This window comes from Methylibium sp. (assembly GCF_013817365.1).
Classification (GTDB): Bacteria; Pseudomonadota; Gammaproteobacteria; order Burkholderiales; family Burkholderiaceae_C; genus Methylibium.
On sequence record NZ_JACDCU010000109.1, the window covers coordinates 1 to 9843 of the forward strand.

23 protein-coding genes are annotated in these 9843 nt (G+C 62.7%); 6 read left to right on the forward strand and 17 right to left on the reverse strand.

The window, feature by feature from the left end:
* The 16 genes from H0W38_RS08845 to H0W38_RS08920 all read right to left on the reverse strand — a co-directional run.
* The coding region (locus tag H0W38_RS08845) for a hypothetical protein (protein ID WP_292452980.1) at window positions 1-241 on the reverse strand (241 nt) is incomplete at its 3' end.
* A complete protein-coding gene (locus tag H0W38_RS08850) occupies window positions 238-705 on the reverse strand; it encodes a hypothetical protein (RefSeq protein WP_292452981.1) in 468 nt (155 codons plus the stop codon). The genes H0W38_RS08850 and H0W38_RS08845, both read right to left, overlap by 4 nt.
* Window positions 706-712: 7 nt before the next feature.
* A complete protein-coding gene (gene ssb / locus H0W38_RS08855; RefSeq protein ID WP_292452982.1) occupies window positions 713-1252 on the reverse strand; it encodes a single-stranded DNA-binding protein in 540 nt (179 codons plus the stop codon).
* Between the two features lie 11 nt (window positions 1253-1263).
* On the reverse strand, window positions 1264-1758 hold the full coding sequence (locus tag H0W38_RS08860; RefSeq protein ID WP_292452983.1) for a siphovirus Gp157 family protein: 495 nt from the start codon (window positions 1756-1758) through the stop codon (window positions 1264-1266).
* Window positions 1755-2618, reverse strand: a complete 864-nt coding sequence (locus H0W38_RS08865) for an ATP-binding protein (protein ID WP_292452984.1) — start codon at window positions 2616-2618, stop codon at window positions 1755-1757. The genes H0W38_RS08860 and H0W38_RS08865 overlap by 4 nt, the downstream gene beginning before the upstream one ends.
* A gap of 119 nt (window positions 2619-2737) precedes the next feature.
* Window positions 2738-2866, reverse strand: a complete 129-nt coding sequence (locus tag H0W38_RS08870; RefSeq protein WP_292452985.1) for a hypothetical protein — start codon at window positions 2864-2866, stop codon at window positions 2738-2740.
* A complete protein-coding gene (locus tag H0W38_RS08875) occupies window positions 2863-3195 on the reverse strand; it encodes a hypothetical protein (RefSeq protein ID WP_292452986.1) in 333 nt (110 codons plus the stop codon). The genes H0W38_RS08870 and H0W38_RS08875 overlap by 4 nt, the downstream gene beginning before the upstream one ends.
* Window positions 3192-3368: a hypothetical protein gene (locus H0W38_RS08880; RefSeq protein WP_292452987.1), complete on the reverse strand. Its 177-nt coding sequence runs from the start codon at window positions 3366-3368 to the stop codon at window positions 3192-3194. The genes H0W38_RS08875 and H0W38_RS08880 overlap by 4 nt, the downstream gene beginning before the upstream one ends.
* Window positions 3365-3739 carry a hypothetical protein gene (locus H0W38_RS08885; protein ID WP_292452988.1) on the reverse strand — a complete coding sequence of 125 codons (375 nt, stop codon included), beginning with the start codon at window positions 3737-3739 and terminating at the stop codon, window positions 3365-3367. Before H0W38_RS08885 ends, H0W38_RS08880 begins: the two co-directional genes overlap by 4 nt.
* A complete protein-coding gene (locus tag H0W38_RS08890) occupies window positions 3736-3867 on the reverse strand; it encodes a hypothetical protein (RefSeq protein WP_292452989.1) in 132 nt (43 codons plus the stop codon). Before H0W38_RS08890 ends, H0W38_RS08885 begins: the two co-directional genes overlap by 4 nt.
* Window positions 3868-3947: 80 nt before the next feature.
* Complete coding sequence (locus tag H0W38_RS08895; protein WP_292452990.1) at window positions 3948-4151, reverse strand: hypothetical protein; 204 nt, start codon at window positions 4149-4151, stop codon at window positions 3948-3950.
* Window positions 4148-4318 (reverse strand): hypothetical protein, encoded by a 171-nt coding sequence (locus H0W38_RS08900; RefSeq protein ID WP_292452991.1) that lies wholly within the window; start codon window positions 4316-4318, stop codon window positions 4148-4150. The genes H0W38_RS08895 and H0W38_RS08900 overlap by 4 nt, the downstream gene beginning before the upstream one ends.
* The gene (locus tag H0W38_RS08905) at window positions 4315-4674 is read right to left on the reverse strand and encodes a hypothetical protein (protein WP_292452992.1); all 360 of its coding nucleotides are present in this window, start codon (window positions 4672-4674) and stop codon (window positions 4315-4317) included. Before H0W38_RS08905 ends, H0W38_RS08900 begins: the two co-directional genes overlap by 4 nt.
* Entirely contained in the window at window positions 4671-4979 is a 309-nt protein-coding gene (locus tag H0W38_RS08910; protein WP_292452993.1) for a hypothetical protein, read from the reverse strand. The genes H0W38_RS08905 and H0W38_RS08910 overlap by 4 nt, the downstream gene beginning before the upstream one ends.
* Window positions 4980-5590: 611 nt before the next feature.
* Window positions 5591-5836 carry a hypothetical protein gene (locus H0W38_RS08915; RefSeq protein WP_292452994.1) on the reverse strand — a complete coding sequence of 82 codons (246 nt, stop codon included), beginning with the start codon at window positions 5834-5836 and terminating at the stop codon, window positions 5591-5593.
* Entirely contained in the window at window positions 5833-6414 is a 582-nt protein-coding gene (locus H0W38_RS08920) for a helix-turn-helix transcriptional regulator (RefSeq protein ID WP_292452995.1), read from the reverse strand. Before H0W38_RS08920 ends, H0W38_RS08915 begins: the two co-directional genes overlap by 4 nt.
* Here H0W38_RS08920 and H0W38_RS08925 point away from each other — a divergent pair.
* A complete protein-coding gene (locus tag H0W38_RS08925) occupies window positions 6413-6655 on the forward strand; it encodes a hypothetical protein (RefSeq protein ID WP_292452996.1) in 243 nt (80 codons plus the stop codon). The two genes, H0W38_RS08920 and H0W38_RS08925, sit on opposite strands and share 2 nt — an antisense overlap.
* Window positions 6656-6775: 120 nt before the next feature.
* Here H0W38_RS08925 and H0W38_RS08930 read toward each other — a convergent pair whose 3' ends face one another.
* Window positions 6776-6946 (reverse strand): hypothetical protein, encoded by a 171-nt coding sequence (locus tag H0W38_RS08930; protein ID WP_292452997.1) that lies wholly within the window; start codon window positions 6944-6946, stop codon window positions 6776-6778.
* 137 nt (window positions 6947-7083) lie between these two features.
* On the opposite strand from H0W38_RS08930, the gene H0W38_RS08935 reads away from it, so the two are divergent.
* From H0W38_RS08935 to H0W38_RS08955, 5 genes are all read left to right on the forward strand, one after another.
* A complete protein-coding gene (locus tag H0W38_RS08935) occupies window positions 7084-7473 on the forward strand; it encodes a hypothetical protein (RefSeq protein WP_292452998.1) in 390 nt (129 codons plus the stop codon).
* Window positions 7470-7637, forward strand: a complete 168-nt coding sequence (locus H0W38_RS08940) for a hypothetical protein (RefSeq protein ID WP_292452999.1) — start codon at window positions 7470-7472, stop codon at window positions 7635-7637. The genes H0W38_RS08935 and H0W38_RS08940 overlap by 4 nt, the downstream gene beginning before the upstream one ends.
* 67 nt (window positions 7638-7704) lie before the next feature.
* Window positions 7705-8415, forward strand: a complete 711-nt coding sequence (locus H0W38_RS08945) for a hypothetical protein (RefSeq protein WP_292453000.1) — start codon at window positions 7705-7707, stop codon at window positions 8413-8415.
* The gene (locus H0W38_RS08950; RefSeq protein ID WP_292453001.1) at window positions 8415-8774 is read left to right on the forward strand and encodes a hypothetical protein; all 360 of its coding nucleotides are present in this window, start codon (window positions 8415-8417) and stop codon (window positions 8772-8774) included. Before H0W38_RS08945 ends, H0W38_RS08950 begins: the two co-directional genes overlap by 1 nt.
* A complete protein-coding gene (locus tag H0W38_RS08955; RefSeq protein ID WP_292453002.1) occupies window positions 8762-9730 on the forward strand; it encodes a DnaB-like helicase C-terminal domain-containing protein in 969 nt (322 codons plus the stop codon). Before H0W38_RS08950 ends, H0W38_RS08955 begins: the two co-directional genes overlap by 13 nt.
* Window positions 9731-9843 lie beyond the last annotated feature (113 nt).

The window sequence follows — 9843 nt, forward strand, 5'->3', positions numbered from 1 at the left end:
CTTTCGTGAGCCGATCAACCTCGCGCACGGCGCAGTCATAGTGATTCGGCCCCCATGTGTGGCACCCCGGCCCGTGCGTGCCAATGCGGCCGTCCCTGTCGTCCTGCCAGCGCAGGCACTTCTGCAGCCGCTCGATCTCTGCGGCCTGCGCGAGCAGCATCGCGGCTGCCTCTTTGCGCACGGGCCATATCGGATCAGCGATCAGCGCGCCGGATAACTGCTGGGCGGTGGGGGTGTTCATGCGGCCGTTACCTCGTGGGCCGCCCGGTGGTGCTCGTTGCAGAGCCACACGACATCAAGCGGGCGGCTGTAGTCGGGATGGTGGCCTTCCGGTTTGTGTTCGCAGTCTGCAATGGCGCATGCGGGCCATGGCTTTATGCGGCCATCTCGCACGGCATTACCAAGCGCAATGCGCGCTTGATGCCGCTCTGGAAAGCGAATGGCAGATACGCGCCGCGCTCGTGCGTGAGCAACAAGTCCTTCGGCCGTCTTGGAGTACGCCTTGCGAGCGGCCACCCTGTGCGGCATTGAACCGCGCAGACGGTCGTAAGCGCGGACCCGTTCCAAGTTGGCCCGCCGATGCTTTATTACGTCGGCCTTTGTGCAGTTCTTGCACTTATTCATGTGACCGTCGGCCATCTTGGCCTGGGCGTAGAACTCGACCAATGGCTTGATGCACAAGCACTTGAAGCAGCGCTTCTCCATGTCGGCCTCAGTAGTGGTAGCGACGCATCTTGCGAGCGCCTGCCGGGGCCATGTCAAAGGATTCGGATGCGGAGATGAAAGGGATTGAATCGTCTTCCATGTCATCGAAGCCATTGGCGCCGCGCGATGCCTGTGTAAAGGGCGCTCCCAGGCTGCGTGCCGTCTCACGCTGTGGCCGTGCCGCAGGAGCCTGCTGCCGCGGCGCTTCCTCGTCCCGCCCGCCCAGCAATTGCATCTGCTCGGCAACGATCTCCGTGGTGTACTTCTCCACCCCATCCTTGTCGGTCCACTTGCGCGTCTTGAGGCGCCCTTCGACGTAGACCGGCTTGCCTTTGCGCAGGTACTGGCTGGCGATCTCGGCGAGCTTGCCGTTGAACACCACGCGGTGCCACTCGGTTTCCTCCATCTTGTCGCCGGTCGCCTTGTCCTTCCAGGTGCGCGAGGTCGCAATGGTGACGTTGCAGATCATCCCGCCGTCCGGGAAAGATCGGCTCTCCGGGTCGCGGCCCAAGTTGCCAAGCACGATCATTTTGTTGACTGATGCCATTTCGATTCCTTTTATTTGATGGAGAGGCTTTTGCGTTCTTCGATGTGCGCGCCGGGCACGTCCTTGCCGGCCTTGATGGCGTCGGCGATTGCCTTCTTGTCGGCGCTGGGCGGCGGCATCTCGGGCTGGCGCATGTACTCCACGGGGATCAGCCCCGGCTCGTTGATGACGACCGCCGAGGACTTGCGAAAACCGATGACGACGCCGGGGCGCTCGATCTTCGAGATTCCGCAGGCTTTCAGCGTGCGGCTCAGGTACTCGCGCAAACTCTCGGCCCGGCGCTCGATGGAGTCACGCCGCTGGCGCAGTTCACCCTCGCGCGCCTTCACGGCTTGCGCCATTGCATCGAGGCCGTGCACAAACAGCGCCACAGCTTCGGACTTCACTTCGAGGTCGCCGGCCATGCCTTCGAGCGTGTCGGCGATGGTCTGGTCATCGAGGTCGAGGTCGGCCAGCGTCTCGGCCGCTGCGCGGTACTCCTGCGCGATAACAAAGAGCGCTGTCATGCAGCCTCCTTTTGCGGCTCGTCATTGAGCGCTGCCGCCGCCTTGAGTGCATCCCCCTCGCTGGCCCACACAGCCTTGAAACCAGGCTGCGTCTTGAGCCGTCCGTAAGCGGCGATCAAGGCATCCGTGCCGACTTCGGTTGCGGCCGTGAGTTCCTGCAAGATCAGCGTTGCGCCGTCAGCGCCGGATTCGAGCCAGTCGGTCAGCGTCTTGCCGGTCGCCTGGGTGATCTTGAAATACTGCCCGTCGAACAGCCCGGTTCGGTCCTTGCTGGCGCTGGCGATGTGTTGCGCATCGATGTCGAGAACGACGGTGAACTCGTAGTCCATCCCCTCGCGCTGCACCGGCGCCATGCCGACCTTGCGGGGCGTGTCTTTGCCCTTGTCGTTCTTCTCGATGACGTACTCGACCTTTGCGCGCATCGTGGCGATGACGTGGCACGGGCTCTGCAGCATCGCGTCGATCAGGCCGTTGTGCTCCGGCGTGATGCTGCGCCAGGCGGTGTAGCTGTTGCCTCGGCCGCTGTCGGCGATCTTGCCTTGCTTGTCGAGCAGGCCGCCGTCGCCGGCCCATGCGTGACTCAGGCTGTCGATCACGATGACGCTGTAGCCGGCGCTCTCGAAAGCGGCCATCGCCTCGCGGTACTTCTGCACCGTGTAGGGCGCTTCGATGTTGATGATGTCGTAATCGCCGAGGTGGGCGTAGAGGTCGCCCGATCCGTGCTCGGTATCGACCATGCCGACCTTGCCGCCCAGGCCGAAGGCGAGTTGCAGGGCGGAGTAGGTCTTGCCTGCGCCACTGGCGGCGACGAGGCCGAGCCGGAGCTTGGCTTTCTTGCGCACCGCTTTGCGGATTTCCATGTTCGGTCTCCTTGGTTAGAAAGGCAGCCCACGCAGCGCGATGTCTCTCGCCATGCGCAGGGCGTACAGGGGTGAGTGGTGTTGTCGGTAAAGCCGGTAAACGGTCAGGAATTCGCGTATCACAGAATCTCCTTCGGCGGCCCGTTCTTCCGTCGCTTGCGCGCGGCGTACAGCGACCTGTGGTGCGCATCCAGCGCGGCGTGCCATGCCTTGCGGATGGCGGTGAGGTGGTCGCGCAGGGTGTTCATTTGCCGGCCCCTAATGCAGCAGCGGCGCGGACGATTGCGCGGCGCGTCGCGGCTCCGGGGTCGTCTCCGATCGGCTCGCGTAGACCAAAGTCGCCGACATTGGCGCAGATCACTGAGCCGGACAGGTCAAGCTCCATGCCGAGCTTCACCGCCAGCCGCAGCGCGTCCCCGTCGTGGGCGAGCGGGTTCCATTCGTCGGCGAGGGGATTCCATGTCACCTCGTCTATGCCTAAACCTTGCGAGTAGTAGTCCCCATCAATGTCCGTCCAGACTTCCACGTCCACAGCCTTCGCGGCCAGCTCCAGCAGTTCGCGGTCTTCGGTGTTCATGCAGCCACCCACAGCAGCGCAATCACTGCAGCAGCACACAGCCAGGGCCAGGGGTTGAACGGCTTGGCCTTGTGCGCGCAGTACATCCAGTCGTATTGGTTGCGCTCGGCCTCGCGCAGCGTGCGGGCGTAGCGCAATGTCAACTCGTCCCGGTCGCGGTGGTAGGCGCTCATGCGACGCTCCTCTTCTGTGCCGCGACGATTACTTCGCGCATCAGTGCGAAGGTTCGGGGCGCTCTATGGCCTTTCGTCCACCCGAGGCCGACTTCATCAAGGTGGCTGGCCTCGATCTCGTCCCAGCGGTCTATCAGCGCATCCCACACGGGCGAGCAGGTTCTCATCCCGTGAAGTTGGAGCTTCAAGAGCGGAACCCTGTCCAGCAGAATGAGACAGCGGTCCAGGTCGTCTGGATCGTGCGGGTGGGCTGGTTCCTCGTCCGTAAGGCAAACGATGCTGGTGAGGTGCTGAACGATCGTGTCGCTGCTGACGCCTCGCTGACCGTTCGCCAGCCATGCGATCAAGTTGTCACCGATGGCGGGGCTCATGTCGCACACCCCGGCATCCAGCAGCCGATCTCCATCACCACCACGAACACCGCCGCAGCAACGCTGCCCAGCGCCACGATGCCGTCCTGCCCACGAAAGAACGGGGTGGCATCGTTCTCCGGCAGCACGCAAGCCTCTGGCGAGGGGCAGGGTGTGCGCCCGCAATCGCAGGCGTTGCACAGGCACGCTGGAACCTCACGGCCGGCCATCATGCAAACACCCACAAGGCCGCTGCCACGTAGGCCGCGAGATAGACGGCCATGCCGCAGGCGAAAGGCTTGTTGACCCTGGCGCGCTGTCGATCCGCAGGCCGATCCATCACCGTGACCCGGCGCGTGGTGAGCGACAGGCACTCGTGGTCGGTGTCGTACACACCGGGGAGGGTGTTGCCGAAGTCGTGAAGGGCGTTCATTGGCGGTCTCCCAGCTTGGCTATCAAGTCGTTGATTGCTGACTGGCGCGTCGGGCCGAATCCAACCGGATCGCCGATTTCGTGATGCTCGAATTTGGCGTGCCAATCGAAATCGCCCACGAAATCCGCGACGATGCGCCGGCCGATGGGGGTTGCGGAAGCGCTCATGCCGACCTCCCGCGCAGATCAGCCGCCATGTCCGCGTCGAGTTCCGCGTAGTCCGTCGCGTCGAGGGCATGCACCGCACCGAGCAGTTCGTGCAACTCGTCGAGCTTCTGCAGCGCGGCGTCAAGGGCGGCGTAGCGGCCCGACTTGTCCATCCGTTCGAGGCAGTAGGCCAGCGCACCAGCCAAACCCTGCGCCTGCTCGTCGGTCAGGTCCGGCGCGCTGCGAATGAGTTCGATGGCGCGCTGGGTGGGCTCGATGGCGTCGAACGGATCGAAGCCGGTGAGGCGTTCGGGCTCGGCTAAGTACTGGCGAGCAGTCGCCTTGCGGGCGGCGCGGATGAGGGTGGCCGCGCTCATGCGACATCCACTTCGGTCGCCTTAGCGGCGGCGCGCTTTTCGAGCACATCGGCCGCAGCCACCATCGCGGCCGCCACCTCGCGCAGCGCCTGCGGCGTCAGGTAGGTCTGCACGCGGCAGGCGCCGGTCGAGACGACAAAAGTTGCCACCTGGTTCGACCAATCACCCGACCCGTCATAGCTATACCGGGTCGAGAGGTCGAGTTCGACATCCTGGCCGGCGCGCGGCAACGGGTGACGGAGGCCGTAGTACGAAAGCTGGGTGTTTCTGTTCATCTCTGCTCCCATCTGGGCCGCGGTGCTCATGCGGCACCCCCGAGCGCACGGGCCAGCGCCATTGCCGAATCCACAGCAAGTGCGGCAATCGGCCACAACACTGCGGCGACAAGGGCGGCCGCGCAGATCGCAAGAAAGGTGTTCATGTCCGTCTAACCCCATCGGTGCCGCGGTGCTCGGTGAGCGGGCGGCGTTGTTCGATGGGATGGAGTGTCAGCCCACATTCGGGATGCTGTCAACCCATAAACGGGATAATGCAGTCGCGCAGTGTGGTTATTGTTCTCAATTGGGCGTAAAAAAGCCCGCCGAAGCGGGCTTGTTAGGCCGGTTGCCGGGGGTCACTGTTTACCCCGCCTCTTGACATCTTCGTACATCTGATCGCATTCGTGGATTGAAGCGACCACGCCACGGGCGTACATCTGTTCGCATACCTTCCTTAACTCCCGGCCTTTGGCGACATTCTCTGGGACCATCAAACCAATAGAGAAGAAGGCAACTATCAAGGTGAGCGGTATCCATAACCACCATTTCGTGCGGGGTACGCGTGCGCCGCACTTTGGGCAAGCTTTTGCCTTGTTGCTGACGCATTCACTGCACTCGGCGCAGCTCACTATTGCCATGTGGATAGCCCCCTTTGTTTTTTACGAACTCCCGCCTCGGACTCTGCCGCTGAGTTGATCGTCCAATGCTGCCACGATGCCTCGCGCGAACGTCGGGTTTCGGTGTAGCTCGCCGGCAGTATTCACGATGTAGCCGCGACGTTTGAGCAGGCCGGCGAAGGCCAAGCCGATCAACTCGCCCTTGCGGGCATGCTCCAGCAGGGTTTCCAGGCACTCCACCATGTCGGTGGAGACGTTGTCAGGGACCAGAACGTAGGGCGGCTTCATGATTTGCCACCTTTAGCGCCCTTCTTGGTCTGCTTCGCCTCATCGAGCTCGCCGAAGTTAGACATGCCACCAAGCCAATCGCCGCTTGGCTGCGACCGATCAGGGGAGAGTTCGCGGCCTAGAGTTGGCCTGATGTTGCTGGCGGTCGCTCCGTCATGCGCAACAAGCATCAGCAAGCGCAAGCGCTCCCGCTCAACGGCTGTCATGTTCTCGTAGGACGCAGCTACTCGAACGGACTCTTCGCTGAGTCCAACGCCAGGCTTGAGTTTCTCGTTCGCCTTGATCCCCGGAACAAGCATCTGCCACGGCTCAAGCCCGAACGCCGCAGCAATGGCGTCGAGGTTGTCAACGCCAACAGACACCTGACCCCGTCGAATGCGGTCAATCGTTCCGGTACTCACGCCCGTCTGAGCGCTGAGTTGCTTGATCGTCTTGAGCGCCTCGGACTCGTCCATGAGCCGGCCCAAATTCACGGCGAGCGTGCGGCGTGTGCTTTCTCCCATATCAGGGAGTGTGTCGATACCCGAGTTCCATATATGGGCTTTCATACAACCCAAATACGGGATACGATCAGTCATGGAAACGATCATTGACTACCTCAAACGTAAGTTGCGGGAGGCCGGGCCGCCCAGGTGGGAGCCCATCGCGGTTGCGGCGGGCGTCGCAAAGACGCTGCCACGCAAGATCGTGTATGGGGATCGAGAGAACCCCGGTGTACAGACCGTGCAGCCGCTGATCGACTTCTTTGCATCGGTGGAGCTGGGCGAGCGCGAGATGCCTACGGCGAGCAGCACAGAGCCTGCCGAACAGGCCGCCTAAGCCATGCCAGTACACCGCCGGCCATGTGACGGCCCAGCCGGTCACAGCCTCACCCCGAGTGCCAGCAGCAGCGCCATGCGCTCCACCAGACGGCACACCGCGTACTGCGCCCATGCGTGGTCAGGCATTGCCCACCTCGATGTCGATGCCGATGAAGTACGCCGGCTGCGTGTGCTCGAAGTCATCCGGCAAGGCCGCGGGCTCGACGGCCTCTGGCTCCAGCAAGTTGAGCAACAAGGCGAACTGCTCCAGCAGGTTCGCTGTTTTTCGTTCTTCCGTGACTTTGTTCATGGACTCAGTGTGGCTGCCGTCTCTCGCACAGGCATCCAAACAATGTGGAAGCGTTTGGAAGGGGCCGGCAAAGCATCGGCGCCTCCATCGAAATTGGGAGAGACAGGATGCAGCGAGAGGCAACCGAGGAGGCGTTCGTGCCTTACGAATCAATCAACGACGCATTGATCGAGTGCGTCAGGGCCTGCGGCGGCAGCAAGTCTGCCGGTGTGGCCTTGTGGCCGACAAAGGGGGTGGAGGCCGCGCAGCGCCATCTGCTCGCTTGCTTGAACCCGGAGCGAAACGAAAAACTCAGCCCCAACGAATTGATGCTTTTGTTGCGCCTAGCGCGCGACAAGGGCTGCCACGCCGGGATGCAGCAACTCTCCCACGAACTCAGTTACGCCCAGCCGGCGCCCATCGAGCCGAAGGACGAACTCGCCGAACTGCTGCGCCAGAACCTCGAAGCGCACCGCGAGAGCCAGCGCCGGCAGGACCGCATCGAGCGTCTGCTGCAGCCCGCCGCGTCGCTCAGGAGCGTCGCATGAAGATGATGACGGACGCCGACATCACCGCGCTGCGCGCCGAGGCCAGCCGCGAAGCCCTCGATACCGCCGTGCGCATGCTGGTGCGCCAAGCGGCGGCGAGCACGACGTATGCGATTGAGCGTGCGCTGCTGCGAGCGGCCTTGTCGATAGCGGCCCACAACTAATTTCCCCTAAAGGATCACGAATGACACCGACCAAGAAAGCCTCCTATACGGTGCGCGGGGGCTGACAGTGGCCCGCATCCGCACGATCAAGCCCGAGTTCTTCACCAGCGAAGACATCGTGGGGCTGTCTGCAATGGCGCGTCTTCTGTACATCGCGCTTTGGTGCGAGGCAGATCGAGAAGGCCGACTCGTGTGGAAGCCGAAGACCTTCAAGATGAGGTACTTCCCCGGAGACAACTGCGACATCGACGCGCTGTGCCAGGAAGTCCTAGCGGCCGGCTTGGTTGTGCTCTACGGCAGCGGCTACGCACATATCCCTGCGTTCCTTGCGCATCAGCACATCAACCCGCGCGAGACGAAGACTCAATTGCCTGATCCATCCGAGAAATTGACGCGTCAGCCACGCGTCGGCACGCGTCACTCACGCGACAGTGACGCACAGGTAGGAAGGGAAGGGAAGGGAAAGGAAGGAGAGAGTCGCGTCGATGACGCGGAAGACCTCCCGTTGGCTCCGCCTCCCGTTGCTCAGATTCCTCTGATCGACGGCTCTGAGTTCGACGTTGAACCTTCGAAAGCCGCTGAGTGGAGCGCGGCATTCCCTGCGGTCGATGTCCTGCAGAAACTGCAGGCAATCCGGGTCTGGTGCATCGCCAACCCTTCCCGGAGGAAGACCCGTCGAGGGGCGGAGTCGTTCATCGTGCAGTGGCTTGGCAAAGACCAAGACTCTGGGCGAGGGGCGCGGCCCGTCAAGGCTGAGGCGTTCGAGGGGGTCGTCTGATGCGCGGCCACGAACAACTCCTGGCCATGCGCAAGAACGGCTACGCCCCGAGCGTGGTGTTCATCGAGACGAACGACGCCTTGTGGCAGGCCGACAAGGACTGGCCAGAAATGACGCCAACGATGGCCAAGTTGCGGGTCGAGGCCAAGGACTCGCTCGCCTCGCTCGACCTTCGGTGTGTGGTGGGGCTCAAGGTCATGGTGGACGGCCACGAGCAGGCACGGGTCGATGCGGTCGCAACCGCTTGCCAGACAGCCAAAGCCAAGCGCGTCATCACCACCGTCACCACGTTCGGTGACGGCAACCCAGAGGTTATCCGCATGACCGACACCGATGGAGTGCTCACATGGCCGAAGTGATCTACGCCGATGACATCGACTTCGGGGCCTACCTGCGGGAGACCGAGACCGCGCAGAAGGTCAAGCCGGCATCGGTCTACATGGCCGAACTGCTGGCGGGCCTGCGCAACCAGAAGACCGAACCGCGCTGCTACCTGCCCTGGGAGAAGACGCACAGCCTCGTGCAGTTCCGCCCCGGCGAGGTGACGCTCTGGGGTGGCGTCAACGGCCACGGCAAGAGCCTGATGACCGGCATGGCGGCGCTTTCCCTCATGTCGCAGGGCGAGCGGGTGTGCATTGCCTCGTTCGAGATGAAGCCAAAGCGGACCCTGGAGCGCATGGCCCGGCAGTGGGGCAGGGAAGACCCCGGCGCGGAATGGCTCGACGCCGAGGCGGCGCTGCGCTCATTCGAGGACTTGTACGGCCAATTCGGCGACTGGACGGACGGCAAGTTGTGGCTGTACGACCAGCAAGGCACTGTCAACGCCGACACCATGATTTCCGTGGCCCGGTACTGCGCCAAAGAACTCGGCATCACACATCTGTTCATCGACAGCCTCATGAAGTGCGTTCGAGGTGAAGACGACTTCAACGGCCAGAAGGCATTCCTCGACGAACTCACCTCGCTCGCCCGTGATTGCAATGTCCATATCCACCTCGTGCACCACATCCGCAAGTTGAGCAGCGAGGAAGACACCCCTGACAAGACCGACGTGAAGGGCTCTGGCTCGATCACCGACCAGATCGACAACCTTTTGCTTGTGTGGCGGAACAAGAAAAAGGAGCGAGAGCGCCAGGCCGGAAAGATGGTTTCCGACTCCGAGCCAGACGCCCTGCTCATCTGCGACAAGCAACGCAACGGCGAATGGGAAGGCCGGATCGGCCTCTGGTTCGACAAGCAATCACAACAGTTCGTTGACGGCGCCGGAGTGTCCGGGATGCCGCTGTGGAACTGGCCTCACAGGGAGACAACATGAGAACCCGCATCCCCAACAGCCTGCAGTCTCGCGTGCGCGAGTTCTTCGAGGCAAACCAAGACGAGGAACTCACATTCGAGGACATCTGCACGAAATTCGGCTGCTCGATTAAC

What these genes read in the sequence shown, in the direction of transcription:
- H0W38_RS08850 (WP_292452981.1), bottom strand. Translation starts at nt 705, where the DNA reads ATGGAGAAGCGCTGCTTCAAGTGCTTGTGCATCAAGCCATTGGTCGAG.
- ssb (WP_292452982.1), bottom strand. Translation starts at nt 1,252, where the DNA reads ATGGCATCAGTCAACAAAATGATCGTGCTTGGCAACTTGGGCCGCGAC.
- H0W38_RS08860 (WP_292452983.1), bottom strand. Translation starts at nt 1,758, where the DNA reads ATGACAGCGCTCTTTGTTATCGCGCAGGAGTACCGCGCAGCGGCCGAG.
- H0W38_RS08865 (WP_292452984.1), bottom strand. Translation starts at nt 2,618, where the DNA reads ATGGAAATCCGCAAAGCGGTGCGCAAGAAAGCCAAGCTCCGGCTCGGC.
- H0W38_RS08870 (WP_292452985.1), bottom strand. Translation starts at nt 2,866, where the DNA reads ATGAACACCCTGCGCGACCACCTCACCGCCATCCGCAAGGCATGGCAC.
- H0W38_RS08875 (WP_292452986.1), bottom strand. Translation starts at nt 3,195, where the DNA reads ATGAACACCGAAGACCGCGAACTGCTGGAGCTGGCCGCGAAGGCTGTG.
- H0W38_RS08880 (WP_292452987.1), bottom strand. Translation starts at nt 3,368, where the DNA reads ATGAGCGCCTACCACCGCGACCGGGACGAGTTGACATTGCGCTACGCC.
- H0W38_RS08885 (WP_292452988.1), bottom strand. Translation starts at nt 3,739, where the DNA reads ATGAGCCCCGCCATCGGTGACAACTTGATCGCATGGCTGGCGAACGGT.
- H0W38_RS08895 (WP_292452990.1), bottom strand. Translation starts at nt 4,151, where the DNA reads ATGAACGCCCTTCACGACTTCGGCAACACCCTCCCCGGTGTGTACGAC.
- H0W38_RS08900 (WP_292452991.1), bottom strand. Translation starts at nt 4,318, where the DNA reads ATGAGCGCTTCCGCAACCCCCATCGGCCGGCGCATCGTCGCGGATTTC.
- H0W38_RS08905 (WP_292452992.1), bottom strand. Translation starts at nt 4,674, where the DNA reads ATGAGCGCGGCCACCCTCATCCGCGCCGCCCGCAAGGCGACTGCTCGC.
- H0W38_RS08910 (WP_292452993.1), bottom strand. Translation starts at nt 4,979, where the DNA reads ATGAGCACCGCGGCCCAGATGGGAGCAGAGATGAACAGAAACACCCAG.
- H0W38_RS08915 (WP_292452994.1), bottom strand. Translation starts at nt 5,836, where the DNA reads ATGAAGCCGCCCTACGTTCTGGTCCCTGACAACGTCTCCACCGACATG.
- H0W38_RS08925 (WP_292452996.1), top strand. Translation starts at nt 6,413, where the DNA reads ATGGAAACGATCATTGACTACCTCAAACGTAAGTTGCGGGAGGCCGGG.
- H0W38_RS08920 (WP_292452995.1), bottom strand. Translation starts at nt 6,414, where the DNA reads ATGACTGATCGTATCCCGTATTTGGGTTGTATGAAAGCCCATATATGG.
- H0W38_RS08930 (WP_292452997.1), bottom strand. Translation starts at nt 6,946, where the DNA reads ATGAACAAAGTCACGGAAGAACGAAAAACAGCGAACCTGCTGGAGCAG.
- H0W38_RS08940 (WP_292452999.1), top strand. Translation starts at nt 7,470, where the DNA reads ATGAAGATGATGACGGACGCCGACATCACCGCGCTGCGCGCCGAGGCC.
- H0W38_RS08950 (WP_292453001.1), top strand. Translation starts at nt 8,415, where the DNA reads ATGCGCGGCCACGAACAACTCCTGGCCATGCGCAAGAACGGCTACGCC.
- H0W38_RS08955 (WP_292453002.1), top strand. Translation starts at nt 8,762, where the DNA reads ATGGCCGAAGTGATCTACGCCGATGACATCGACTTCGGGGCCTACCTG.